Origin of the sequence: Kitasatospora sp. NPDC088351 (assembly GCF_040685575.1) — a bacterium.
Classification (GTDB): Bacteria; Actinomycetota; Actinomycetes; order Streptomycetales; family Streptomycetaceae; genus Kitasatospora.
This window is the reverse complement of sequence record NZ_JBFBIL010000075.1, coordinates 1-25,077: the sequence shown is the minus strand read 5'-3', so window position 1 is coordinate 25,077 and position 25,077 is coordinate 1. Positions and strand designations below refer to the sequence as shown.

The 25,077-nt window shown below is 72.0% G+C and carries 21 protein-coding genes, 1 pseudogene and 1 riboswitch; of the genes and pseudogenes, 10 read left to right on the top strand and 12 right to left on the bottom strand.

Features of this window, described 5'->3' with window-relative positions; translation table 11 throughout:
- Positions 1–382: 382 nt before the first annotated feature.
- Positions 383–1,393, top strand: coding sequence for a hypothetical protein (locus AB0P06_RS33070; RefSeq protein ID WP_363613976.1), 1,011 nt, complete (start codon positions 383–385; stop codon positions 1,391–1,393).
- Positions 1,394–1,670: 277 nt separating this feature from the next.
- On the opposite strand, the gene thiC is transcribed toward AB0P06_RS33070, so the two are convergent.
- Positions 1,671–3,488, bottom strand: coding sequence for a phosphomethylpyrimidine synthase ThiC (gene thiC, locus AB0P06_RS33065; RefSeq protein ID WP_363613974.1), 1,818 nt, complete (start codon positions 3,486–3,488; stop codon positions 1,671–1,673).
- A riboswitch (TPP riboswitch) is annotated at positions 3,484–3,618 on the bottom strand. (Overlaps the previous gene by 5 nt.)
- A gap of 153 nt (positions 3,619–3,771) precedes the next feature.
- Here thiC and AB0P06_RS33060 point away from each other — a divergent pair.
- Entirely contained in the window at positions 3,772–3,978 is a 207-nt protein-coding gene (locus tag AB0P06_RS33060) for a hypothetical protein (protein WP_363613972.1), read from the top strand.
- 103 nt (positions 3,979–4,081) lie between these two features.
- Positions 4,082–5,587: an SPFH domain-containing protein gene (locus AB0P06_RS33055; protein WP_363613971.1), complete on the top strand. Its 1,506-nt coding sequence runs from the start codon at positions 4,082–4,084 to the stop codon at positions 5,585–5,587.
- Positions 5,588–5,729: 142 nt separating this feature from the next.
- Here AB0P06_RS33055 and AB0P06_RS33050 read toward each other — a convergent pair whose 3' ends face one another.
- The 3 genes from AB0P06_RS33050 to AB0P06_RS33040 form a co-directional block, all read right to left on the bottom strand.
- Positions 5,730–5,930 (bottom strand): DUF5326 family protein, encoded by a 201-nt coding sequence (locus AB0P06_RS33050; protein WP_363613969.1) that lies wholly within the window; start codon positions 5,928–5,930, stop codon positions 5,730–5,732.
- Between the two features lie 183 nt (positions 5,931–6,113).
- The gene (gene tenA / locus AB0P06_RS33045; protein WP_363613967.1) at positions 6,114–6,782 is read right to left on the bottom strand and encodes a thiaminase II; all 669 of its coding nucleotides are present in this window, start codon (positions 6,780–6,782) and stop codon (positions 6,114–6,116) included.
- A gap of 25 nt (positions 6,783–6,807) precedes the next feature.
- On the bottom strand, positions 6,808–7,125 hold the full coding sequence (locus tag AB0P06_RS33040; RefSeq protein WP_363613965.1) for a cupin domain-containing protein: 318 nt from the start codon (positions 7,123–7,125) through the stop codon (positions 6,808–6,810).
- 98 nt (positions 7,126–7,223) lie between these two features.
- Here AB0P06_RS33040 and AB0P06_RS33035 point away from each other — a divergent pair, with 98 nt between their 5' ends.
- Positions 7,224–7,601, top strand: a complete 378-nt coding sequence (locus AB0P06_RS33035) for a phage holin family protein (RefSeq protein ID WP_363613963.1) — start codon at positions 7,224–7,226, stop codon at positions 7,599–7,601.
- Between the two features lie 116 nt (positions 7,602–7,717).
- On the opposite strand, the gene AB0P06_RS33030 is transcribed toward AB0P06_RS33035, so the two are convergent.
- Both AB0P06_RS33030 and AB0P06_RS33025 read right to left on the bottom strand, forming a co-directional pair.
- Entirely contained in the window at positions 7,718–8,143 is a 426-nt protein-coding gene (locus AB0P06_RS33030; RefSeq protein ID WP_363613961.1) for an SsgA family sporulation/cell division regulator, read from the bottom strand.
- 236 nt (positions 8,144–8,379) lie between these two features.
- Entirely contained in the window at positions 8,380–9,204 is an 825-nt protein-coding gene (locus AB0P06_RS33025) for a helix-turn-helix domain-containing protein (RefSeq protein WP_363613959.1), read from the bottom strand.
- Between the two features lie 329 nt (positions 9,205–9,533).
- Here AB0P06_RS33025 and AB0P06_RS33020 point away from each other — a divergent pair, with 329 nt between their 5' ends.
- A complete protein-coding gene (locus AB0P06_RS33020) occupies positions 9,534–10,106 on the top strand; it encodes an NUDIX domain-containing protein (RefSeq protein ID WP_363613957.1) in 573 nt (190 codons plus the stop codon).
- Positions 10,107–10,114: 8 nt separating this feature from the next.
- Here AB0P06_RS33020 and AB0P06_RS33015 read toward each other — a convergent pair whose 3' ends face one another.
- From AB0P06_RS33015 to pdhA, 4 genes are all read right to left on the bottom strand, one after another.
- Complete coding sequence (locus AB0P06_RS33015) at positions 10,115–11,704, bottom strand: globin domain-containing protein (protein ID WP_363613955.1); 1,590 nt, start codon at positions 11,702–11,704, stop codon at positions 10,115–10,117.
- A 264-nt stretch (positions 11,705–11,968) separates the two neighbouring features.
- A complete protein-coding gene (locus AB0P06_RS33010) occupies positions 11,969–13,342 on the bottom strand; it encodes a dihydrolipoamide acetyltransferase family protein (RefSeq protein ID WP_363613991.1) in 1,374 nt (457 codons plus the stop codon).
- A 5-nt stretch (positions 13,343–13,347) separates the two neighbouring features.
- On the bottom strand, positions 13,348–14,328 hold the full coding sequence (locus AB0P06_RS33005; RefSeq protein WP_363613989.1) for an alpha-ketoacid dehydrogenase subunit beta: 981 nt from the start codon (positions 14,326–14,328) through the stop codon (positions 13,348–13,350).
- 95 nt (positions 14,329–14,423) lie between these two features.
- The gene (pdhA, locus tag AB0P06_RS33000) at positions 14,424–15,566 is read right to left on the bottom strand and encodes a pyruvate dehydrogenase (acetyl-transferring) E1 component subunit alpha (RefSeq protein ID WP_363613953.1); all 1,143 of its coding nucleotides are present in this window, start codon (positions 15,564–15,566) and stop codon (positions 14,424–14,426) included.
- Positions 15,567–15,715: 149 nt separating this feature from the next.
- Between pdhA and AB0P06_RS32995 the strand changes: the two genes are divergently transcribed.
- Complete coding sequence (locus AB0P06_RS32995) at positions 15,716–16,177, top strand: Lrp/AsnC family transcriptional regulator (RefSeq protein WP_363613951.1); 462 nt, start codon at positions 15,716–15,718, stop codon at positions 16,175–16,177.
- Positions 16,178–16,388: 211 nt separating this feature from the next.
- Here AB0P06_RS32995 and AB0P06_RS32990 read toward each other — a convergent pair whose 3' ends face one another.
- Positions 16,389–16,973: a TetR/AcrR family transcriptional regulator gene (locus tag AB0P06_RS32990; RefSeq protein WP_363613949.1), complete on the bottom strand. Its 585-nt coding sequence runs from the start codon at positions 16,971–16,973 to the stop codon at positions 16,389–16,391.
- 127 nt (positions 16,974–17,100) lie between these two features.
- Between AB0P06_RS32990 and AB0P06_RS32985 the strand changes: the two genes are divergently transcribed.
- The 3 genes from AB0P06_RS32985 to AB0P06_RS32975 all read left to right on the top strand — a co-directional run bounded on the left by AB0P06_RS32985 (position 17,101) and on the right by AB0P06_RS32975 (position 21,981).
- A complete protein-coding gene (locus AB0P06_RS32985; protein ID WP_363613947.1) occupies positions 17,101–18,369 on the top strand; it encodes a hypothetical protein in 1,269 nt (422 codons plus the stop codon).
- A gap of 195 nt (positions 18,370–18,564) precedes the next feature.
- Positions 18,565–20,265 carry a phenylacetic acid degradation protein PaaN gene (paaN, locus tag AB0P06_RS32980; RefSeq protein WP_363613945.1) on the top strand — a complete coding sequence of 567 codons (1,701 nt, stop codon included), beginning with the start codon at positions 18,565–18,567 and terminating at the stop codon, positions 20,263–20,265.
- A gap of 186 nt (positions 20,266–20,451) precedes the next feature.
- Entirely contained in the window at positions 20,452–21,981 is a 1,530-nt protein-coding gene (locus tag AB0P06_RS32975; RefSeq protein ID WP_363613943.1) for an FAD-dependent monooxygenase, read from the top strand.
- A gap of 193 nt (positions 21,982–22,174) precedes the next feature.
- On the opposite strand, the pseudogene AB0P06_RS32970 reads toward AB0P06_RS32975, so the two are convergent.
- Positions 22,175–22,312, bottom strand: a pseudogene (locus AB0P06_RS32970) (CGNR zinc finger domain-containing protein); the annotation flags it as partial.
- Between the two features lie 466 nt (positions 22,313–22,778).
- Here AB0P06_RS32970 and AB0P06_RS32965 point away from each other — a divergent pair.
- Positions 22,779–24,929 (top strand): protease pro-enzyme activation domain-containing protein, encoded by a 2,151-nt coding sequence (locus AB0P06_RS32965; RefSeq protein ID WP_363613941.1) that lies wholly within the window; start codon positions 22,779–22,781, stop codon positions 24,927–24,929.
- Positions 24,930–25,077: the final 148 nt, after the last annotated feature.

The window sequence follows — 25,077 nt, the reverse complement described above, 5'->3', positions numbered from 1 at the left end:
AGAAATGCCTTGCCGGCCAGAAACCCCGCCTCGTAAGGGGCTCCCGCGCGAAGCCCTCGGCAGGAAGAACGGCGTCAAGGTCCTCGATCGCGGCGTACGCCACCGGGACCTCCGCGTAGACGATCGGATTGATCACCACTTCACCCTCGTTCTGGGCCTTGGACAGCGCAGCCTCCGCCCAGTCCGGGCGCCGGCGGTACTCGAACCATCACTGCCGACGGTCGGCCCGACGTCTCGTTATATGGCAGTGACTGGTTTTGTGCTGGTGTGCAAACGATCCACCTGAGAAGATCTTCACATCGCAGCTGTCGGGCCCGCGACGAAGAGGCGGACCGGCCTCAGCGAACGTCTGCATTTGGTTCCTCTGGGGGGGAAATTACCCATGTTCACGCACTCGTCCACCCGCCGTTCCCGCCTGCTCGCCGCCGCCACGCTGGTGGTCGCCACCGGCACCGCCGCGCTCGCCCCGGCGACCGCCTTCGCCGACATCCCCGCACCGAGCGACGCCAAGCCCCTGGTAGCCACCCTGGAGCCGGTTGCGGGGCAGGCCCCGCTGACCCGCGGTGGCAACGGCGCGGCCCTGACGATGACCGTCACCAACAACTCCGACCAGGAGCAGCCGTTCCACCCGGCGGTGACCGTCACGCCGGTGGGCTCCGCCCCGAGGGGATGGACCTGGATCGACTTCAGCGCCAAGGCGATCTCCGCACCGGCCACCTACAGCCTGATGAGTTGGGGCGACAACAGCGATTTCTCCGGCTACGTCGTGCCCGAGAACTCCATGTACTTCGTGCCTTTCAAGGTGCCGGCCCACACGACCTACAGCTGGGCGGTCTCCTTCAAGCTGAAGGCCGCCCTCCCGGCGGACGACACCGCCGTGCAGGTCGGGCTGGTGAACGACCTGAACGACAGCACCAACAGCGACCCGGTGACCCTGCCGGTCGCCTCCCCCACCGGCGCCCTCGTCCAGACCTTCACGAAGAACATGGGCACCGTCTCGTACAAGGAGCCGTTCGAGACCGATCTCGGCCTGACCAACAACGGCGCGGGCATCGACTCGACGATCAACCCGACGCTCCGCTTCAGCGACGGTTCCCGCCCGATCCCGGCCACCCTCAAGCTGGACGTGCTGCAGGACGACCAGTGGATCACGGTCCCCGGCTCGGACAACGTCTGGAAGCTGCCGCCGGTGGCCGGCGGTCTCGGCAAGGGTGCGAGCCACCACTACAACGTGCGGCTGTCGCTCACCGAATACACCGGGCAGTGGTCCTACCTCTCCGGCTCGCTCAGCCTCGCTCCGGACACCGACCAGGGCCCGGTCGACATCGGCGTGAAGGCGTCGTTGACCGTGATCGGCACCCCCGTCCCGTCCACCTTCACCGCCCAGAACTGACCGACACCGGTGCCCCGGGCAACCTTCGCGGCCCGGGGCACCGGCCGTTCCCGGAACGTTCGGCAGAGGGCGGGCTCGACACCGTCGTGGCTGCGAGCGAAGCCGGGGATGCGAACCGCCTCAACGTGCGGCACCTGCCCATAACGATCATTTACAGCGCCGGGCGGGCAGCCTGAGCGCAGTGCCGGGAAGCCCCTCCGCTTCCCGGCACTGCTGTCGGTCGGCATGGGCCGCGAGCCCGGCTTCGCTCCCGGCCCATGCCGACGGTGGAGCCCGATCAGTCCGCGAGCGGGAGGTAGACCCGGTTGCCCTGGGCGGCGAACTCCTCGGACTTGGCCTTCATGCCCGCCAGGGCCTCGGCGTCGAACTCGGTCTCCACGGCACTGGAGCCCTCGCCGTGCTCGGCCCGGATCTTTTGACTGATCTTCATCGAGCAGAACTTCGGGCCGCACATGGAACAGAAGTGGGCCGTCTTGGCGGGCTCCGCGGGGAGGGTCTCGTCGTGGAAGGCGCGGGCCGTCTCCGGGTCGAGGGCCAGGTTGAACTGGTCCTCCCAGCGGAACTCGAAGCGGGCGTCGGAGAGGGCGTCGTCCCAGGCCTGGGCGCCGGGGTGGCCCTTGGCGAGGTCGGCGGCGTGGGCGGCGATCTTGTAGGTGATGACGCCGGTCTTCACGTCGTCCCGGTTGGGCAGGCCCAGGTGCTCCTTGGGGGTGACGTAGCAGAGCATCGCGGTGCCCCACCAGGCGATCATCGCGGCGCCGATGCCCGAGGTGATGTGGTCGTAGCCGGGGGCGACATCGGTGGTCAGCGGGCCGAGGGTGTAGAACGGCGCCTCGTCGCAGATCTCCCGCTGGAGATCCATGTTCTCCTTGATCTTGTTCATCGGGACGTGGCCCGGGCCCTCGATCATCACCTGGACGTCCTTGGCCCGGGCGATCCGGCCGAGTTCGCCCAGCGTCCGGAGTTCGGCGAACTGCGCCTCGTCGTTGGCGTCGGCGATCGAACCGGGCCGCAGGCCGTCACCGAGCGAGAAGGTGACGTCGTAGCGGGCGAGGATGTCGCAGAGCTCCTCGAAGTTGGTGTGGAGGAAGTTCTCCCGGTGGTGCGCCAGACACCAGGCGGCCATGATCGAGCCGCCGCGCGAGACGATGCCGGTCTTGCGGCGGGCCGTCAGCGGGACGTACCGCAGCAGCACTCCGGCGTGGACGGTCATGTAGTCCACGCCCTGCTCGCACTGCTCGACGACGGTGTCGCGGTAGACGTCCCAGCTGAGGTCCTCGGCCTTGCCGTCGACCTTCTCCAGCGCCTGGTAGAGCGGCACGGTGCCGATCGGCACGGGGGAGTTTCGCAGGATCCACTCGCGGGTGGTGTGGATGTTGCGGCCGGTGGAGAGGTCCATCACGGTGTCCGCGCCCCAGCGGGTGGCCCAGGTCATCTTCTCCACCTCCTCCTCGATCGAGGAGGTGACGGCGGAGTTGCCGATATTGGCGTTGATCTTCACCAGGAAGTTGGTGCCGATGGCGGCCGGCTCGACCTCGGGGTGGTTCACGTTGACCGGGATGACGGCCCGGCCGCGCGCCACCTCGGAGCGGACGAACTCCGGCGCCAGGCCCTCGCGCAGGGCGACGAACTCCATCTCCGGGGTCACGATGCCGCGCTTGGCGTAGCCGAGCTGGGTGACTGCGGCGTCGCCGCGGCCGCGCAGGGGGCGGCGCGGGCGGCCGGGGAAGACGGCGTCCAGGTTCTTCAGGTTTCCGCCGCGCGGCGAGGTGTGCTTGATCCCGTCGTCCTCGGGGCGGGCCTCGCGGCCGTCGTACTCCTCGACGTCGCCGCGCTGGCGGATCCACGCGTCGCGCAGCGCGGGCAGGCCGCGCCGTACGTCGGGCTCGTACGCCGGGTCGGTGTACGGCCCGGAGGTGTCGTAGAGCGGGACGCTCTTCTCGTTGGTGAGCACGACCTCGCGGTACGGAACGCGCAGGTCGGGGCGGGACCCGTCGCGGTAGGCCTTGCGCCAGGCCGGGGTCGGATAGCCGGTGCCCGCGCTGCTGACGGCGGCGTTCTGGGCAGACTGCGGCTGTGCATCAAAAGTGGTCATCAGACCTTCAACTCCCTACGCCGGCATTACCCGGTCAGGTTCCTGCGGTCGGCGCAGCGTTCGGCACGTCCAGCGACGTCCCGGTCAGCGCCCTCTCAGCCCGGTGCTCCGAGCTCCCGTGTCCGCAGGCGGTATTGCCCGCGCATGACGTCCAACACCGTAGCGAGCCGATCGCGGCTGGTCCAGAGGGGGTCGGTGCCCGGCGATTCGGCCGGCGGGCCCACCGGGGGAGCCCGGCCCGGCAGACTGGCAGTCACACGGGCAGGCGACGAGGGAGGCCGTAGTGGTCGGAAGCACAGGGCGGGTCACCGGTCCGGTCGGAGCCGGTCTGGTCGGCGAGGTGATGGTGCACGTCAGGGAGCGCCAGGGGACGGAGGCCTTCCTGGCCTACCTCGCCGTACCGGGCGACCGGCTGTCGGTCGGCACACCGGTGGTGGTGGTCGAGTACCACCCGCCCCGGACCGTCTATGTGGCACCGGTCTTCCCGTGACACGCTTGTGACAGCCCGTCACGTCACTTCCCTTTCCTTCGAGTTGCCCTGAGCGGACAATCCGAACCGGCGCATCTCATGCGCCGGAAGGGGGAGTTGAACCATGGTGCTCATCATCGCGGGGGCCGTCGTCGCCGCGCTGGTCTTCGGGATCACGCTCTTCAAACTCATGTGGCGGGTGGCGGAGCCCAACGAGGCTCTGATCATCTCCGGCTCCCGGCACCGGACCGAGGGGGTCGGCGACGGTCTGGGCTTCCGGATCGTCACCGGCCGCGGGACCTTCGTCACGCCGGGTCTCCAGGGTGTCCGCCGGCTCTCACTGGACCTCAACGAGGCCGAGCTGAACGTCGAATGCGTCACCTCACAGGGCATCCCGGTCCACGTCAAAGGCGTGGTGATCTTCAAGGTCGGCGACGACGAGGTCTCCATCGCCAATGCCGCCCGGCGCTTTCTCGACCAGCAGAAGCTGATCAGCCAGCGCGTCCACAACGTCTTCGCCGGCCACCTGCGCTCGATCGTCGGCGGGCTCACCGTCGAGGACATGATCAGGGACCGCGAGCGGCTCACCGGGGAGACCAGGGCCGCCTCCGGGCTGGAGATGGAGAAGCTCGGGCTGATCATCGACACCCTGCAGATCCAGGAGATCATCGACCCCACCGGCTACATCAAGAACCTCGCCATCCCGCACGCCGCCGCCGTCCAGCGGGACGCCCGGATCGCCCAGGCCGAGGCCGACCGGATGGCCACCGAGGCGGAGCAGGAGGCCGCCGCGCGCAAGGCCGAGGCCACCCGCAACAGCCAGATCCAGCAGTCCGCCTACCAGGCCGAACGGGACACCGCCAACGCCCGCGCCGAGCAGGCCGGACCGCTCGCCCAGGCCGCCGCCCGGCAGGAGGTGGTCGTCCAGGAGACCAAGGTCGCCGAGCTGGAGGCCCGCCGCAAGGAGCAGCAGCTGCAGATCGACGTCCGCAAGCCGGCCGACGCCAAGGCGTACGAGACCCGCACCAGGGCCGAGGCCGACCGCGACGCCCGGATCTCCGCCGCCCAGGCGCAGGCCCAGGAGACCGAGCTGAAGGCGGCGGCCGAGGCCGGCCAGGTCAAGATCGCCGCCGCGGCCGCCGCGGAGGCCACCAAGCTGCGCGGGCTCGCCTCCGCCGAGGCGACCAGGGCCACCGGGGAGGCGGAGGCCGCCTCCGCCGAGGCCCGCGGTCTGGCGGACGCTGAGGCGACCCGGGCGATCGGGCTCGCCAAGGCCGAGGGCATCCGGGCCCGGGCCGCCGCCCTCTCGGAGAACCAGGAGGCCGTGGTGGCACAGGAGTTGGCGGAGAAGTGGCCGGACATCGTGCTGGCCGCCGCCGAGTCCTTCGGCAATGTCGAGCACATGATCCTGCTGAACGGCGCCGACGGGGTTGGCGAGCTGTTCGCCAAGGCCCTCACCATGGGCGGCACCGGCCTCGGCCTCGCCCGGCAGCTGCTCACCACCATGCACGGTCCGGAACAGCCGGCGGCTCCGGCGCCGGGGCCGGAACCGGGGCCGGTCCAGCAGGTGCCGATCGAGGACCGCGCGGTGACGGAGGCCCGGGTCCGACGGTCGGCGGACGACAGCTGACGGATGACAGGTAACGGATGACAACTTTCAACATTCGTTTTCTGTTATCTGTTATCTGTTAGTTGTCGGTTGTCCGCCGCCACCAGAACGACCGGCGCCCGCACCCCACGCAGGGGGTACGGGCGTCCGGGGTCCGTACGGGTCAGCTCTTGGCGGCCTTCTTCACCAGGATCACCACGGCGGCGGCGATGCCGACCACCACCAGCAGCTTGATGACCACGCTCAGCAGGGCGCCGACGACGCCGAACACGAACCCCACGATGTTCCAGGCCAGGATCAGCACCAGCACCGGGACGACGATGTTGCGCACCCAGGAGGGCAGCGACTTCCAGAACTCAGCCATGTCCGTTCCTTCTCTCCCCTCGGGGCCGGCTGCCGTCCGGTGCCGCATCCCGTTTGCTTTCGATACTTCGATCGTACGGGGCCGCAAGTGCCGGAACGAGAGCCAACGGCCCGGAGAGAACCCCGAGATCACCCCGACTCCGACCCCCGGGGGCTCCCCTGAGGATCAGACCGGCCAGGAGGATCAGACCGGCCACGTCTCGCCACGCCAGGCGGCGTCCCAGAACATCCACTCGTAGCGCGAGGTGGTGGTGAAGTGCTCGACCACCCGGCGGCGCTCCGCCGGGGAGATCTCCTCGCCGAGCCGGTCGGTGAGCGCCAGCACCCGCCGCACCACGGCCTGGAACGTCTCGTCCCCGTAGGTCGCGATCCACTTCGCGTAGAGCGGGTCGGGGGAGCCCTTGGCGAGCAGTTCGTCACCGACCCGGGCATAGATCCAGTAGCAGGGCAGCACCGCGCCGACGGCCTCGGCGAAGGAACCGCCGTAGACGGTCGCCAGCAGATAGCTGGTGTAGGCCCGGGTGGTGGGCAACACCGGTTCCGTGGCGGCCTGTTCGGCGCTGGCGCCGAAGGCCTCCATGAACTCGGCGTGCATGCCCTGCTCGGCCGCCAGCGCGCCGACCGCGTCGTCGGCGAAGGCCCGCACCTCCTCCTCACCGGGCGCCTTGGCGGCGCAGACGGCGAGCGCGCGGGCGTAGTCGCGCAGGTAGTGCGAGTCCTGGACGACGAAGTGGCGGAACGCCTCCCGGGGCAGGGTGCCGTCGGTGAGGCCGCCGATGAAGGGGTGGTCGAGGATCTTGGCGTAGACCGGTTCGATCGCCGCCCAGAGTTCTTCCGTCAGGCTCAGGCTCATACCCCGACCCTAACCGGGCCCCGGATCAGTCCTCGGGCGGGGAGAACACCACAAGCACCCGCAGTTCCTCGGTGATGTGGTGGAACCGGTGCGGCACCCCGGCGGGGACGTAGACGACGGTGCCGCGCGCGACCGTGGCGGTCTCGTCGCCGACGGTAAGTTCGGCCCGGCCGCTGACCACCTGGTAGATCTCGTCCTGGGCGTGCGCGGTCTGCGGGTCGGTGTCGCCCGGGGAGAGCGCGTAGAGGCCGGCGGACATCCGCGGCTCGCGCAGAAAGCGCAGATAGGCACCGTCGTTGGCGGCGCGCTCGGCGTCCAGTTCGTGCAGCCGGAAAAGCTTCATCGGTGCTACCCCTCCAAGTCCGGGACCACCGGGCATTCAACACCAACATGCCCGGTGGGAGCTTCCCCCGCCCCCCGGTGGCCTGCGACGCTGGGGCCATGAAGGGTTTCGTCATCAAGACACTTATCAACGCGGCCGCCATCTGGGTGGCCGCCTGGATCGTCACCGGCATCACGCTGACCGGTGACGACTGGCAGCACAAGACCCTGACGGTGATCGCCGTGGCGCTGGTCTTCGGGGTGGTCAACTGGCTGATCAAGCCGGTGGTGAAGCTGTTCTCGCTGCCGCTGTTCATCCTCACCCTGGGCCTGATCACCTTCGTCATCAACGCCCTGATGCTCTGGCTCACCTCCTGGGCCTCGGACAAGCTCCACCTGGACTTCCACGTCGAGGGCTTCTGGGCCGCACTGTTCGGCGCGCTGATCATCAGCCTGGTCTCCTGGGGTCTCAACCTCGCCCTGGGCGACGACGACTGAGCGTCCGGCCCGGTGCGCCAGCACGAGAGCCGACACGAGAGCCCACGCGAAAGGGGCCCGTGCCCGGGTGGTTCACCGGGTACGGGCCCCTTCGGCCACGCTGGTCCCGCAGCCGGTCACCCGGCGTTCTCACACCCTCGGAGGATGTCCGCGAGCTCAGCGTCCAGTTCACCCCCGGTGATCTCCTGACCCATCGGCACCAGCCGGTCGGTCCGGGCCAGGAAGGCGATCAGCGGCGCCGCGGAGGCACGCAACAGGGCGTCCCCGTCGGGAGAGTGCAGCACGATGCAGACCTCGGAGAGCTCCCCGCTGACCGGGTGGATGTGCACATCGCCCTCGCCGGCCGGACGACTGATCCCGTCGAGCAGCAGCTCACGGGCGAAGACCCAGGTCACCGGTTCGTCACCGGGCAGGTGGAAGGTGAAGCGGACCGCGTACGGGTCGATCGGGTCGTACGCGAGGTCGACCACGATGCGGAAGGAGAGCTCGTTCGAGGCCACGAGGTTCATCACCAGGTGGCCCTGGACTGTGGTGTGCTGCATGGCGCCAGTACCTCTCGTTCTGCCCGGTCGCACGTGCTGAGGGTCCGCGCGGGCCGGACAAGGCAGTTCGCTGACAGGGGATGAGGGAGTGCGACTGTGTCTGTCGCGTAGACGATTTGGCGGTTTTGTGTAACCGATCCCCGTTCGATCCTCATCGTCCACGTTTGGTCGCGCCATGGACAAGGCGCGCTTTTTCAAATGGTGAACAAAGCGGAACCAAAGCGACACGGGGAGTTTCAGAGGACGAACGACGGTGTCATCGCGCCGACGCTCCGACGCAGTTGCCCGGCGACGACGGCCAGCCGGTCGGCCTGTTCCACCGGGAGCGAGACGGCCATCGTCGCGACCACCGACCCGACGGTGATCGGCACCGCCGCGCAGACCGTGCCGAGCGCGTACTCCTGGCGCTCCAGGACGGGCATGGTCGGCCGTAGCGCGGAGAGCCGGCGCAGGACGGCCGCCTCGTCGACGAGGGTGGACGGGGTGAGCCCGACCGGCGGGTGGCGCGCGAGGTGGTCACGCCGGGCGTCCTCGGGGAGCTGACCCAGCAGGCACTGGCCGATCGCGTGGGCGTGCGCGGTGGCCTGGAAGTCGGCCCAGGGTTCGACGGCGGGCTGCCCCCGTCCGGCGACCACGTCCACCACCCGCACCTCGCCGTCCTGGTAGAGCGCGAAGTAGACCGCGGCGCCGAGTTCGCCCCGCAACCGCTCCATCCGGGCGCGCAGATCGTGCCGCTGGGACTGGCGGTCGTCGGCCCGTCCTATGCCGTCCACCGACTCCCCGTAGAAGAACCTGCCGTCGTCCCGGCGGAGGTAGCCCTCGTGGGTCAGCGTGCGCAGCAGGTGGTAGGCGGTGCCGAGCGGCAGGCCGGCGGCCCGGGCGAGTTGCTTGGCCGTGGCCCCCTGCCGGAACCCGCCGACGGCCTCCAGCAGCCGCAGCGCCCGCTGGACCGAGGCGATCAGGGTGGGCGGCCGGTCCTTGCGCGGAGGTGACGTGGGCGTCGGCAACCTGACCACCCTCCCCGCACGGAGCGCCTTGGACTGCTCTGCGATCTGATCCATGGCCACACCCAGCCCCCAGCCCGAGTCACTGCACAGGTGGACATACGGAGTGAAGTGCTCCGATTCGCCCGATAGTCGCTCATTGCAGCACAGGGACGGCGCGGCTGCAATCACTCTCACACGGTTCACTCGGTAAAATCCTTGGAATCGAAGGTTAAAAGTCCGATCGACCCACTATTTTCATGATCGGTTTAAGCTTCATCTTCATTATCCAAGATCCATCAGCGTCGCGCCCTGTCCCCGAACGGACGCACCCCGGGCAGGTCAGCGTTTCGGCCCCGCCGCCCTGCGGGAGACTCCCGCACAACGCTCCAGCCCCGGAGGTCTCCATGGGCCCAGCGAACACCCACCAGCCACCACGCCCCGTGGTCAAGCGCACCGCGCGGGCGATCCTGCTGGAACTCGACCCGGACGACCCGTACGGCCCGGCCTCGATCGTGCTGATCAAGCGGCTCCGGCCCGACTCCCCGCGCCCGTACTGGATCACCCCGGGCGGCGGGGTGGAGCGCGACGACCGCACCGTGGTGGACGCCCTGCACCGGGAGGTGGACGAGGAGCTCGGCGGCAAGGTCGTCGACGTCGTCCCCGCCTTCGTGGACACCGTCAGCCACCCCCACCCGCACCCCCACGCGCCGGGCGGGACCGCCGTCGACCACGGCGCCCCGCTCCACCCGCACGGGGTCAAGGTGCAGCACTTCTTCGTCTGCCGGCTCGCCTCGATGGACCTCACCCGGCGGCACGGGCCCGAGGTGGACGAGCCCAACGGCGAGTACGAGGTGGTCCGGCTGCCGTTCACCCGGGAGGGCGTCACCTCGGTCAACGTCGTCCCGCCCAGCCTGCGGGCGTACCTGGCGGCCAACATCGAGGGCATCCGCGCGCTCCTCGCCTCCGACCTGGGCTGAGCGGAGCCTCAGCCGGCCGCCAGGTCGCCGACCAGGTCGTGCCGGATCCGCTCCGGCGGCACCCCGGAGCGCAGCAGCACGCCGACCCCGCGCCGCACCATCGCGGCGGGCCCGCTGAGGTACGCCTCGCGGCCCGCCCACGGCCCGAACCGACCTGCGGTCTCCGGCAGTTCACCGGTGAGCAGTCCGCCTCCCGGGGCCCCGGGGCCGGACAGCACCGGGTGCACCGAGAGCCAGCGGTGGCACCGGGCCAGCTCGCTCAGCGCCGCCAGCTCGTAGAGCTCGGCGGCCTGCCGGGCACCGTAGAAGACCTCCACCGAGCGGCCGGCCGCGCCGTACTGGGCGACCTCCTCCACCAGCGCCCGGACCGGGGCGATGCCGGTGCCGCCGCCGAGACAGAGCAGGTCCGAACCGGCCGCGTGGTCGACCGTCATCGCGCCGGCCGCCGGACCGAGCCGCAGCACGTCCCCCGGCGCGGCCCGGTGCACCAGGGCGTTGCTCACCCAGCCCGCCGGGACGGCCTTCACGTGGAAGGTCAGCAGACCGTCCGGCCGGGGCGCCGAGGCGAACGAGAAGTGCCGCCAGACCCGCGGCCACCAGGGCGTCTCCAGGCTGGTGTACTGCCCGGCCCGGTACGGGTACGCCTGGTCGGGGCGGACGGTGACCACCGCGATGTCGGGGGTGCGGCGCTCGTGCGCGACCACCTCGGCCTGCCACCAGGGCGGCGAGGTACGGGCGGACTCCTCGGCGGCCTCGATCATGATCGAGGAGACCAGGCGGTAGACCCGGCGCCAGGCCAGCTCCGTCTCCTGGCCCCAGCGGTTGCCCGCGTACCGGGCCAGTGCCTGCACCAGACACTCGCCCACCGGGCCGAAGTGGCTGGTCAGCGTCCCGTACCGGCGGTGGCCGCGGCCGAGGGCACTCAGCCGGGTCCGCAGGCCGGCCGGGTCGTCGGCGCTGCGGGCGGCCATCAGCAGGGCGCGGAAGAGGCGGTCGCGCTGGACGTCCATGGCGGCCGGGAAGAGCGCGCGGATCTCGGGGTGGTGCAGGAAGATCAGCGCGTAGAAGTGCGCGGTGGCCCGGTCGGCGACCGGCTCGACCGCGGCCAGGCTGGCCCGGATCAGCTCGATGTCCCGGGCGGTGGGCGGCTGTTCGGCCGCGGCGCGCGGATCGGGCGCGGCCAGGGGAGCGGGAGCGGGGACCGCGGAAAAGGGAACGGCGCGGGGCGCGGTGGGGGCCTGCGGTGCCCGGACCCCGGCGCCCGTGGTCTCTCCGGCCGGGGGCTGGGGAAGGCCCCCCGGGCCCGCCCAGTTGAGGCCCGGCGCCCGGGTGAACAGCGGCTCGATCACCGGCCCGGCGGCCGGGGCCCAGAGGTCCGGCGTACTCGGCGCGGGGATCGTGGGCGGTTCGGCCGGCCGGGCGGGGATCACCGCCACCGGCGGGACGTCCGAAGGGTCCGACGGCGCCGGCGGCAGCGCCGGCCCGAGCCGTGCCCCGGGCTCCGGCCCGGCCGGTGCGGCGTCCGGCAGGCCCGGCACGGCCGTGACCGCCGCCGAGCCGTGCCCGGTCCGGACCAGGAACGTTCTGCGTGACTTCACCGCAACGTTTCGAGTACTCAAGAGAATCGTTTCGCCTCCGGCCGGCCTCTGCCACCACCTGGCTTGTCCTACTGACGCCTAGGCAGCGTGGCACGCCCGAAGTGCTCATCCGACGAATCACGCGAAGCCCGGACACCCGGCCCCCGTACGCGCTACTCTCGCCCGATCCATGGCCGTCCTGGGGCGAACTGCCCCCAGGACGGCCACCGCGACCACGAAGGGCCGCCGTGACCACCGCCGCCGTGGCGGTCACAGCCATGGCGGTCACAGCCTGCGCAGCAACGTCCCCGGCTGCTCGACACAGTCCGCGACGAACCGCAGGAACCCGCCCGCGGTACCGCCGTCGCAGACCCGGTGGTCGAAGGTGAACGACAGCTGGGTCACCTCGCGCACCGCCAACTCGCCCTCGTGCACCCAGGGTCTGGCGACGATCCGGCCGACGCCGAGCATCGCCGCCTCGGGGTGGTTGAGGATCGGGGTGGAGCCGTCCACGCCGAACACCCCGTAATTGTTCAGGGTGAACGTCCCGCCGGTCAGCTCGGCCGGGGTGAGCGAGCCCGACCGGGCCGCCTCGGTCAACCTGCCGAGTTCGGCGCCGAGTTCCTCGGTGGTCCGCAGCTGCGCGTCCCGCACCACCGGGACGACCAGCCCGCGGTCCCCCTGGGCGGCGAAGCCCAGGTGTACGGCGGAGTGCCGAAGGATTCCGGAACCGTCCTCTGTCACACTGGAGTTGAGCTCCGGGAAGCGACCCAGCGCCACCGTGCAGATCCGGGCGAGCAGCGCCAGCACGCTCACCTTCGGCCCCGGCGCGGCGTTCAACTGCCGCCTGAGCGCCATCAGTCCGGTGGCATCGGCGTCCACCCAGCAGGTCGCGGCGGGGATCTCCCGGTGGCTGCGGGTGAGCTTCTCCGCCACCGCCCGGCGCAGCCCGCGCAGCGGGACGACGCCCTCCACCGCCGGAGCGACCGGGGAAGCCAGGGAAGCCGGGGAGACCGCGGATGCCACGGTCAGCGCCGCCACCGCCCGGTCCACATCCACCCGCATGATCAGCCCGTCCGGCCCGCTGCCGGTCAGCGCCGCCAGATCGATGCCGTGCTCCCGGGCGGTACGCCGGACCAGCGGCGAGATCACCGGCACCACGGCGGGCCCCGCCGCGGTCACCGGGGCCGGCACGGTCACCGGATCGGCCACGGCCACCCGGGCCGCCGCCACCGCGGGAGCGGCCCCCGCAGGAGCCACCGGCGGTCGAACCGGTCCCCCGACCCGGCGCCGCCGACCGCCCCGGTCGGACTCGGCCACGCCGTACCCGACCAGCGGCCGCTCCAGCGCCGTGGCGGTCTCCCCGGCCGAAGCCGCCCCACCGGTCAACGGCTCACCCGGCTCACCGACGGCGGGCGCCACCGCGACCGTCACCAGCGGCGCGCCGACCGCCACCTCCTCACCCGGCTCGCCGTACCGGGCGGTGACCACCCCGCCGTACGGACAGGGCACCTCCACCACGGCCTTGGCCGTCTCCACCTCCACCACCGGCTGGTCGACCGCGATCACCTCGCCGACCTCGACCATCCAGCGCACCACCTCCGCCCCGGTGAGCCCCTCACCGAGGTCGGGCAGGGTGAACTCGCGCACGACCGGCATCATCCTCAGTCCTCCCACTGCAACCGGGCGACCGCGTCCAGGATCCGGTCCACCCCGGGGAGGTGGTGGTGCTCCAGCATCGGCGGCGGGTACGGGATGTCGAAGCCGGTGACCCGCAGTACGGGGGCGGCCAGATGGTGGAAGCAGCGCTCGGTGACCCGCGCGGCGATCTCCGCGCCGGTGCCGCCGAAGCCGGTCGCCTCGTGCACCACCACGGCCCGGCCGAGCGAACGCACCACCCGGCAGACCGTCTCGTCGTCGAACGGCACCAGAGTGCGCAGGTCCAGCACCGCGAGGTCCCACCCCTCGGCCTTCGCCACCTCGGCCGCCTCCAGGCAGACCGGCAGCGAGGGCCCGTAGGTGATCAGGACGGCGGAGCTGCCGGTGCGCCGCAGCACGGCCCGGCCGATCGGCTCGACCGGCGCCGCCGGGTCGAACCCGGCCTTGCCCCAGTAGAGCCGCTTGGGCTCCAGGAAGATCACCGGATCGTCGGAGGCGATCGAGGCGCGCAGCAGCCCGTACGCGTCGGCCACCGTCGCCGGGGTGACCACGTGCAGGCCGGGGGTGCTGGTGTAGTACGCCTCGGAGGCGTCGCTGTGGTGCTCGACGCCGCCGATCCCGCCGCCGTACGGGATGCGGACGGTGATCGGCAGCGGCAGCCGGCCGGCCGTCCGGTTGCGCATCTTGGCGACGTGCGAGAAGAGCTGCTCCAGCGCCGGGTAGGCGAAGGCGTCGAACTGCATCTCCACCACCGGGCGCAGCCCGTACATCGCCATGCCGACGGCGGTGCCGAGGATGCCGGCCTCGGCCAGCGGGGTGTCCAGGCAGCGGTCGGGGCCGAACTCGGCGGTCAGCCCGTCGGTGATCCGGAAGACGCCGCCGAGGGCGCCGACGTCCTCGCCGAGCACATGCACCGCCGGGTCCGCGCGCATGGCGTCCCGCAGCGCGGAGTTGAGCGCCTGCGCCATGCTCACCGTGGTCGGCATGGTCGGTGTCGCCGGTGTCGCCGGTGTGGGCACGGTGCTCTTCCTGGTCGCCGGTGTCGCTGCGGCCGCCGCACGAGCGGCGACGGAGGCCTCGTTCATCGGTGCCCCACCTCGGCCTCGGCGGCCAGTTCGGCGGCCAGCTGGTCGGCCTGCTCCCGCAGTTGCGGGGTGGGCTCGGCGAAGACGTGGGTGAACATCGACATCGGGTCCAGCTCGGCGTCGGCGTGGAACTCGGCCCGCATCCGGGCCGCCAGCGCCTCCGCCTCGTCGGCGGCGTCCTGCACCAGCGTGTCGTCCAGCACGCCGAGTTCGCGCAGTGCGCGCTCCATCAGCAGGATCGGGTCGTGCTCCCGCCAGGCGGCCACCTCGGTGTCGTCCCGGTAGCGGGTGGCATCGTCGGCGTTGGTGTGCGCCTCGATCCGGTAGGTGAGCGCCTCGACCAGGGTCGGTCCGCCGCCGGCCCGGGCCCGCTCGACCGCCTCGGTCAGCACGCTGTGCACGGCGGGCGCGTCGTTGCCGTCCACCAGGCGGCCCGGTATGCCGTAGCCGACGGCCTTGTGGGCCAGGGTGGGCGCGGCGGACTGCGCGGTGAGCGGGACGGAGATGGCGTAGCCGTTGTTCTGCACCAGGAAGACCACCGGGGCCTGGAGCACCGCGGCGAAGTTCAGCGCCTCGTGGAAGTCGCCCTCGCTGGTGCCGCCGTCACCGAGCAGCGCCAGCGCGACCACCGGCTCGCCGCCCAGCCGTGCGGCGTGCGCCAGCCCGACGGCGTGCGGGGCTTGGGTGGCCAGCGGCGTGCAGAGCGGCGCCGTACGGACGGCGCGCGGGTCGTAGCCGGTGTGGGCGTTGCCGCGCAGCAGTGTCAGCGCCTCCAGCGGGTCGACGCCCCGGGAGACCACGGCGAGGGTGTCGCGGTAGCTGGGGAAGAGCCAGTCCTGCTCGCCGAGCGCCAGCGCGGCCGCGACCTGGCAGGCCTCCTGGCCGGTGGAGGCCGGGTAGACGGCCAGCCGGCCCTGCTTGGTGAGGGTGGTCGCCTGCTGGTTGTAGCGGCGGCCGACCACCAGGCGGCGGTACAGCTCGCGCAGCAGCGCGGGGTCGTACTTCTCCAGCGCGGGGGTGCCGAGCACGCGGACGGGCGAGACGTCCGGGAGCAGCGGGGCCGGGTCGGTGCGCGGGGCGGTCGCCCCGGGCAGCCAGCCGGGCACCGCCGTGTGGTGTCTGTGGTCGAGAACGGTCATCTCGGGGCACCTCCTGGGGTGGCGGGGGCTCCCTACCGATTGTTCGGTCGTCTGTTCATCTTGACCAGAACCATGACAAGGTGGTGGACAATCGGCCCGGGGGGCGGTCGACTGATGGCAGTACGTCCAATCAGGGAGGGTGGGGGGTCATGTCGACTGAACAGACGTCCAGACTCGACCGTGTCGACCAATCGATCCTGCGGCTGCTGCAGCAGGACGGTCGCGCCTCCATCCGCTCGGTGGCCGAGCGGGTGCATGTGTCCAGGGCCAATGCGTACGCCCGGATATCAAGGATGGTCGAGGACGGCGTCATTCGCGGCTTCACCGCCCGCGTGGACCACGAAAGGGCAGGTCAGGGCGCATCCGCGTACATCACCCTGAAGATCGTCCAGAACTCCTGGCGGACGGTGCGGGAGCAGCTGCTGGAGCTGCCCGGGGTGGCGCACATCGCCCTGGTCGGCGGCGACTTCGACGTCATCCTGCTGGTGCACACCGCCGACAACCACGCCCTGCGCGAGCTGGTGCTGAACCGCATCCAGTCGATCCCCCAGGTGCTCGGCACCCGGACCATGCTGGTCTTCGAGGAGACCGACCAGGTGCCGCCGGTCTGATTGTCGCCCGCTCGCCTCCGGGGCGTGCTGTGTTTTCGCCCGCTCGCCTCCGGGGCGCTCTGGTCCGGTGCCGACGGTCGTCGCTCCAAGGCCCCTCGTTCCTCGGGGCCTCCTCGCTCCTTCCTTTCGGCACCGGCGCGCCCCTTCGGCTCGGGGCGGGTAGGGGCGGGTGGGGGGCGGGTGGGGGGCGGGCGGGTAGGGCCGGGGACGGCTAGCGGGCCCGCAGTCCGTCGAAGGCCAGGTGGACCACCGCGTCCGCGACGCCGTCGGCCGCCTTGAGCCCCGGCCGGTACCACTCCACAATCGAGTTGATCATGCCGAAGAGCAGCCGGGTGGCCAGCCGGGGCTCGACGTCCGCCCGTAGCGCGCCGTCGGCCACGGCGGCCCGCAGCAGCTCGGCGACCTGGTGGTCGAACTCCCGGCGCCGCTCCAGCGCCCACTGCTCGGTGACCGTGTTGCCCCGCACCCGCAGCAGCAGGGTGACGTACGGCAGCTCGGCCAGCAGCACCTCGGCGGTCCGCCGCACCACGTGCTCCAGCCGCTCCACGGCCGGGCCGGTCACCGCAGCCGGCTCGGCGAGGATCGCGAACAGCCCGTCCAGGGCCCGGCCGACGGCCAGCCGCAGCAACTCCTCCTTGCCGCGCACATGGTGGTAGATGGAGGACTTGGAGATGCCGGCCGCCCGCGACAGGTCTTCCATCGAGGTGCCGTCGTAACCGCGCTCGTTGAAGACGTCGACGGTCACCGCGAGCAGCGACTCCACGGTGTAGGCGGTACGCGTGGTGTGATCGGCCATCCTCCGAGTATCCCCGCCCTCACTCCACCGGACGCGGTCGGGTCCATCGGTCCGCACCGGTGAAACACCCCAGGGCCTAGACTCTCCGGACGATCGTCCATGGCCAGCAGGGGTGGGGTCCAGTCTGATGAGCGCAATACCGGCAGTCGCGTCCGACGTGCCCGAGCAGCGCAGCGAGAAACCGGATGCGGCGCCGGGGCACGGCTGGCGCGAGCGCGCCCGGGGCCTGGCCGTGAGATTCGGGCCGGCCGTGTGGTGTTACGCCGTGCTCAAGCTGATCGGCTTCACCGTTTTCATGAAGCTGCTCTCGTTCTCCGGCGAGTACCTCAAGAAGCACCCGCGCTTCGGCGGTGGCGCCAACCCCTGGGACGTGCTGGCCACCTGGGACGGCTGGTGGTACCAGCAGGTCGCCGAGTTCGGCTACCACCCTGCGCTGGTGGTGATCCCCGGCGGGACGCCGGGCTTCACCATCGAGCAGAACTCGGCCGCCTTCTTCCCGCTCTACCCGGGCCTGATGCGGCTGGTCTCGGACACCACCGGCCTCGGTCTGTACGGCGCCGGGATGCTGGTCTCGGTGGTGGCCTCGCTGTTCGCCGCCGCCGGGATCTACGCGGTGGTCGAGAAGATGGCGGGCGCCCGGGCCGGTGTGATCGCGGCCGGCATCTGGGCGATCGCCCCGGGCTCCGGCGCCGAGTGGGCGCTCTACTCCGACTCGTCCTTCGTCGCGCTCGCCGCCTGGGCCTGCTACTGCGTGATGACCAAGCAGTGGGTCGCCGCCGGGGCGCTCACCCTGGTCGCCGGCCTCAACCGGCCGACCTCGGCGGCGCTGATCGGCGCGGTCGGCCTGGCCGCGCTGGTCGAGCTGTACCGGCGGGAGAGCGGGATCGCCAGGCCGCTGGCCGCGCTGCTGATGGCCCCCGTGGGCCTGCTCGGCTACGTCGGCTGGGTCGGCTGGCGGATGGGCGACTGGGGCGGCTACTTCAAGCTCCAGCACGACGCCTGGCTGCACTACTTCGACTTCGGCAAGGGCACCTACAAGGCGATCCGCGGGGTACTGCTGGGCCGGAGCGACTACCCGTTCGCCTTCCCGGTCGCCGATCTGCTGGCGACGCTGATCGTGCTCTCGCTGCCGGTGCTGATCGTGCTGATGATCCGGCTGCGCCCGCCGCTGGTGCTGACCGCCTACACGCTGGCCACGATCGTGTCGGTACTCGGCAGCCTGGGCATCTTCGGCAATGTCTCGCGGTATCTGCTGCCCGCGTTCCCGCTGTTCATCGCGCTGGCGGTGGGCATGCGCAAGCTCAGCTGGCCGGTGCTGGCCACGGTGCTCGGCACCGGCGCCGTCGCCTCCGGCTGGTTCGGCGGGTACGTCATCTTCGAACTCGGCATCCCGTAGACCGGCGACCCGCGGACCGACGGCCCACGACTCCACGGCCGGTCGACCGGCAGCCTGTTCCCGCGCGGGGCGCGTCCACTCCGGACGCGCCCCGCGCGTTTTTCGCGTGTTCCGGCGCCGCACACCCCCTTGAGCCGACCGATCGTTCGGTTACTCTGGGACGTGTCCCGTCCTCCCCTCTGAGGAGCGCACACGATGTCCGCAGCGGTCACCCACCCCCTCGTCGCCGAACTGGCCGAACGCCACCAGGCCACCCTGGACGCCGCGCTCGCCGCCGCCGCCGAACGCGACTACTGGTCGCCCTACCCCGAGTTCCCGAAGGCCTACGGCGAGAGCGGCGCCGAGGACGGCAAGGCGGCCTTCGAGGCCCTGCTGAACAAGCCGTTCGCGCTCGACGGCCACCCCGCCGACGGTGACCTGATCGGCGGCGAGGTCTCCCCGTACGGCCTCGAACTGGGCATCGGCTACCCGCACGCCGGGCCGGACGCGCTGATCGCCGCCCTGCGCGCCGCCCAGCCCGGGTGGGCCGCCGCCGGGCCGCTCGCCCGCGCCGCCGTCTGCCTGGAGATCCTGGCCCGGATCAACGCCCGCTCGCACGAGTTCGCGCACGCCGTGATGCACACCACCGGGCAGGCCTACGGCATGGCCTTCCAGGCGGGCGGCCCGCACGCCCAGGACCGCGGCCTGGAAGCGGTCGCCTACGCCTACGCCGAGCAGACCCGGCTGCCGCGGAGCGCCGGCTGGACCAAGCCCCAGGGCAAGCGCGACCCGCTGGTGATGACCAAGGAGTTCACCGTCGTGCCGCGCGGCGTCGCGCTGCTGATCGGCTGCAACACCTTCCCCACCTGGAACGGCTACCCGGGCCTGTTCGCCTCGCTGGCCACCGGCAACCCGGTCCTGGTCAAGCCGCACCCGCGGGCCGTGCTGCCGCTCGCCCTCACCGTCCGGACCGCCCGCGAGGTGCTCGCCGAGGCCGGCTTCGACCCCAACCTGGTCTGCCTCGCCCCCGAGCACGAGGGCGGCACCGTCGCCCAGTTGCTCGCCGTGCGGCCGGAGGTCAGGCTGATCGACTACACCGGCTCCACCGCCTTCGGCGACTGGCTGGAGGAGAACGCCCGGCAGGCCCAGGTGTACACCGAGAAGGCCGGCGTCAACACCGTCGTCATCGACTCCACCGACGACTACCGGGGCATGCTGAACAACCTGGCCTTCTCGCTCTCGCTCTACAGCGGCCAGATGTGCACCACCCCGCAGAACCTGCTGATCCCGCGCACCGGCATCGACACCGACCAGGGTGCCAAGCCGTACGACCAGGTGGTCGCCGACCTCGCCGCCGCCATCGACGGCCTGCTCTCCGACGACGCGCGGGCCGCCGCCGTCCTGGGCGCCGTGGTCAACCCCGGTGTGCTCCAGCGCTCGGTCGCCGCGGCCGCCGGGGAGTACGGCGAACTCGCGCTGGCCCCGCGCGTGGTGGCCTCGCCCGAGTTCCCCGCCGCGACCGTCCGCACCCCGGCGCTGGTCACGCTGGACGCCGACAAGCCGGACGACCGGGCGGTCTTCCACAGCGAGTGCTTCGGCCCGGTGTCGTTCGCCGTCGCGGTGGAGTCCACCGCCGCCGCGATCGAGCTGCTGCACTCCACGGTCCGGTCCCAGGGCGCGATGACGGCCTCCGCCTACACCACCTCGCCCGAGGTCGAGACCGCGCTGGTCGAGGCCGCGCTGGACGCCGGCGTCTCGCTCTCGCTCAACCTCACCGGCGGGGTGTACGCCAACCAGACCGCCGCGTTCTCGGACCTGCACGGCACCGGCGCCAACCCGGCCGCCAACTCCGCCTACTGCGACGGCGCCTTCGTCGCCAACCGGTTCCGCACCGTCGAGGTCCGCCGGCACGGCTGACGGCCGCACCACCCGGCCGCACCGATCAACCGCACCGATCGGCCGCGGCACATCGGTACCGGGCTCCGGCGGGCACGCGCCGCCGGGGCCCGGAGATTCACAGTCCCGCCCGGGGCAGCGATGATGGTGTCCGGGAGAACGCTGAGAGCGGCGTTCAGCCTTCGTCCGAGCACCGGGAGCTGACACATGACCGCGAAGCAGATCGGCACCGACGTCCTCATCGTCGGCGCCGGACCGACCGGCCTGCTGCTGGCCGGTGACCTGGCCGCCGCCGGGGTCCGGGTCACCGTCCTGGAGAAGCGCGGCGCCGAGTCCAACCTCACCCGGGCCTTCGCCGTGCACGCCCGCAGCCTGGAGCTGCTGGACGCCCGCGGGCTGGCCGACGAGCTGATCGCCACCGGCCGTCCGCTCAGCTCGCTGCGGCTCTTCGACCGGCTGAAGGTCGACCTCGGCCAGCTCCCGACCCGCTTCCCGTTCGTCCTGGTCACCCCGCAGTACCAGACCGAACGCCTGCTCCAGGAGCGCGCGCTGAAGGCCGGCGCGACCATCCTGCGCGGCACCGAGGTGACCGGGCTGCGCCAGGACGCCGAGGGCGTCACGATCGAGGCCCGCTCCCGTCCTTCGGGCGAGGAGAACCCCGTGGGCGGCACCACCGTCACCCACCGGGCCCGCTACGCGGTCGGTGCCGACGGTGTCCACTCCGCCGTCCGCGACCTGCTCGGCATCCCCTTCCCCGGCGAGTCCGTGGTCAACTCCGTGATGCTGGGCGACGTCCGGCTGGAACGCGAGCCCGACGAGGCGGTTGTCGTCGGCGCCGCCGAGAACGGTTTCGCCTTCCTCGCGCCGTTCGGCGACGGCTGGTACCGGGTCATCGCCTGGGACGGCGACGACCAGCGCGCCGACGCCGCCCCGCCCTCGCTCGACCGGATCGCCGCCGTCACCCGCACCGCCCTCGGCGAGGACTACGGCCTGCACGACGCCCGCTGGACCTCCACCTTCCACAGCGACGAGCGCCAGGTCCCCAACTACCGCTCCGGCCGGGTCTTCCTGGCCGGCGACGCCGCGCACTGCCACTCCCCGGCCGGCGGCATGGGCATGAACACCGGCCTCCAGGACGCCGCCAACCTCTCCTGGAAGCTCGCCGCCGCCGTCCGGGGCTGGGCCACCGACGCCCTGCTGGACACCTACCAGACCGAGCGGCACCCGGTCGGCAAGGCCGTCCTGCGCAGCTCCGGCGCGCTGATCCGGCTCGCGCTCGCCCAGTCCGCCCCCACCCGGGCCCTGCGCGGCGCCCTCGCCGCCGTCGCCGAGCACCTCGACCTGGTCACCGAGCGCGGCGCCCGCACCGTCTCCGGCATCGGCATCCACTACGCCGCTCCGAAGGACGCCCACCCGCTGGTCGGCCGACGCGTACCGGACCTGCGGCTGACCGGCCTGCGGCAGGCCCGCGAGGGCGAGCCGGCCCCGCCGGAGCGGCTCGCCGAGGCGCTGCGCGCCGGCCGGTTCGTCCTGGTCAGCAATGACGAGCTGTCCGCCGCCGACCCGTGGGCGGACCGGCTGGTCACCGCCGCGCCCGCCGACCCGCACGGCAAGCTGCGCGACACCGTCCTGCTGATCCGCCCGGACGGCTACGCCGCCTGGGCCGCCGTCGACCCGGGCCACGGCGAACTCCGCGCCGCGCTGGCCCAGTGGCTGGGCGCCCCCACCGACGACTGACCACGCCCCGGCGGGCGCCCGTACTCCCCGGGCGCCCGCCGCCCGGACGGCTCCCGGGCGCCCGCCACGAGGGTCGCCGGGAGCCCCGGCCGTCCCCGGGCACCGCCCGATCGGGCGCGGTGTCCGGGGATCCGCATATCCGCGAGCACTGTCCGCGCGCCTTGTCCGCGTTTCCTGTCCGCAGGCCCTGGCCACGCGCCCGCTCATAGTGCCGCGCCGTCTTCGCCCGATTCCCGCACGCCGCCATGGCACACCACCGCCGGCGGCCGTTCCGCGACGTGTCGAAGAAATGCAGAATGCATGCCCCGTGCCCACACCGCCCGATCCGGTGCGGCCCCTGCCGCGGTAGCGCCGCCGGCCCGGCCGGGGAGAGCCGGATCCGGTAGCCGTCCGGCCGGTCGAGCAGGTCGTTCACCGGGGCGCCGGCCCGGCGGGTGTTCAGCAGGTCAAGGGCCGGTGGTCCACCGGTCAACGGCCGGGGACCGCGCGGCTCCGCCACCTGGCGGCCCGTCACCGGCCCTCCCCGGTTCGCGGTCCGCCGAGCCCGCTCCGGTCCGCCTGAGCGCCTCCTTTCCCGTCCTGACGTGATCCGGTTCCGGATTTCCCGCCATTCACTGTATGAAGGCCCGCACACTCTGTTCTGTTTTCCCCCATTCACAGTTGACTGTTTTTTAGCAACGAATTGCTTGACCATAAGCCAATTCGCACACGGGTTCTGTCATGTTCTAGCCAGCGTTTTCGACCCTGGAACGCCCTGGCCCCGGCCGGCCCCCACGCGCCGGCCAGAGGAGGATCCCGTGCGCCCCCGTTCCCTTGCCCTCGCCGCGGCCCTTGCCGTCCTGCCGCTGACCGCCGTCTCGCTCGGCGTGACCGGCGCGCAGGCCGCTCCCGTCCCCAACGCCTCCGCCCCTCGCGTCTCGCTGCCGGACACCGTGACCCCCGCGGTGGCCCGCTCCGAGAAGAAGGGCGACGTCCCCGCCGACCAGCAGCTCTCGGTGGCCGTCAGCCTGAAGCTGCGCGACACCGCCGGGCTGGACCGCTTCCTCGCCGCGGTCGCCACCCCCGGAACCCCCGAGTACGGCGGGTACCTGACGCCGCAGCAGTTCACCGAGCGCTTCGGCCCGACCCAGGCGGCGGTCGAGCAGGTCAGGTCGTACCTCACCGCCCAGGGCCTGACCGTCTCCGGCGTCAGCGACAACCGCCAGGTGGTCGGCGCGCGCGGCACCGCCGCGCAGATCGCCAAGGCCTTCGGCACCCACGAGAGCGCCTACCTGGACCCGCAGGCACAGCGCGCCTTCTTCGCCAACGACGCGGCCGCCTCCGTCCCGGCCGACCTCGCCGGCGTGGTGCAGGGCGTCTCCGGCCTCAACAACCACACCGTCCGCACCACCCGCCTGGCGAAGCCGCAGGCCGCGGCCGCCCCCAACGCCGCGCCCAGCGGCTTCGGCCCGTCCCAGTACGACGGTGCCTACCGGCTGGACAGGACCGGCGCCGACGGTACCGGGGTCACCGTCGCCCTCTGGGAGTTCGACGGCTACAGCTCCACCGACCTCAAGACCTACGACTCCCAGTACGGCCTGACCGGACCGGCCGTCAGCACCGTCTCGGTGGACGGCGCAAGCTACGACTCCGCGCCCGGCGACGGCCAGGGCGAGGTCGAGCTGGACAGCGAGATCGTGCGCGGCGTCGCCCCCAAGGCGACCCAGCTGGTCTACGAGGCGCCCAACAGCGACCAGGGCGAGATCGACATGGCCGCCAAGATCGTCTCGGACAACAAGGTCTCGGTGATCTCCATCTCCTGGGGCTCCTGCGAGCCGGACACCACCGCCTCCTCCATGACGGCCGTGGACAACTCCTTCAAGCAGGCCGCCGCCCAGGGCATCTCGGTCTTCTCCGCCTCCGGCGACGACGGCTCGCGCGACTGCACCCGCTCGACCAGCGGTTCGTCCGTCAAGGCGGTCGACTTCCCGGCGTCCAGCCCGCACCAGACCGGCGTCGGCGGCACCAACCTCAAGGTCTCCGGGACGGGCTACTCCTCGGAGAGCGCCTGGAGCACCGCCGGCGGCGGCGTCTCCACCGTCTTCGCCAGGCCCGCCTGGCAGACCGGCACCGGCGTCAGCGGCACCATGCGCACCGTCCCGGACGTCTCCTCCGACGCCGACCCGGCCAGCGGCTTCGCCATCTACACCGCCGGCGGCTGGCAGGTGTACGGCGGCACCAGCGCGGCCGCGCCGCTCTGGTCCGGCTACGCGGCCCAGTTCGACCAGAAGGCCAAGGCCGCCGGACAGCCGGTCCTCGGCGAGGCCTCCCCCAAGCTGTACGCGGTCGCCAACGGCGGCGGCTACGGCACGGCCTTCCACGACGTCACCACCGGCAAGAACCAGGACTTCCCCGCCAAGGCCGGCTACGACCAGGTCACCGGCTGGGGCAGCCCGATCGCCGACGCCCTGGACACCGCGCTGCTCGGCGGCACCACCCCGCCGCCCTCCGGCGGCTGCACCCCGGCCCAGCTGATCGGCAACGGCGGCTTCGAGAGCGGCACCGCCGCACCGTGGACGGCGTCCAGCGGCGTCGTCGACAGCAGCACCGGCGAGGCCGCCCACACCGGCTCCTGGAAGGCCTGGCTGGACGGCTACGGCAGCAGCCACACCGACACCCTGGCACAGACCGTCGCCGTCCCGGCCGGCTGCAAGGCCGTCCTCTCGTTCTGGGTCCACGTCGACACCGCCGAGACCGGCTCCACCGCGTACGACAAGCTGACCGTCCAGGCCGGCTCGACCACCCTGGCCACCTACTCCAACGCCGACGCGGCCACCGGCTTCGCGCAGAAGTCCTTCGACCTCTCGACCTTCGCCGGACAGACGGTGACCATCACCTTCACCGGCACCGAGGACTCCTCGCTCAAGACCAGCTTCGTGATCGACGACGCCGCGCTCAACGTCTCCTGACCATCTCCACCCCCACACAGGCGGGGGGGGGGGCCCCCGCCCCCCCCCCCCCAGGGTTTTGGGGCCCGTTGAAAATAGGTAAAACCACCGGGCCCCAGCCCGGGGCCCAGGAAAACTTACGGCGGGTGAACACAAGGGAAATCACAAC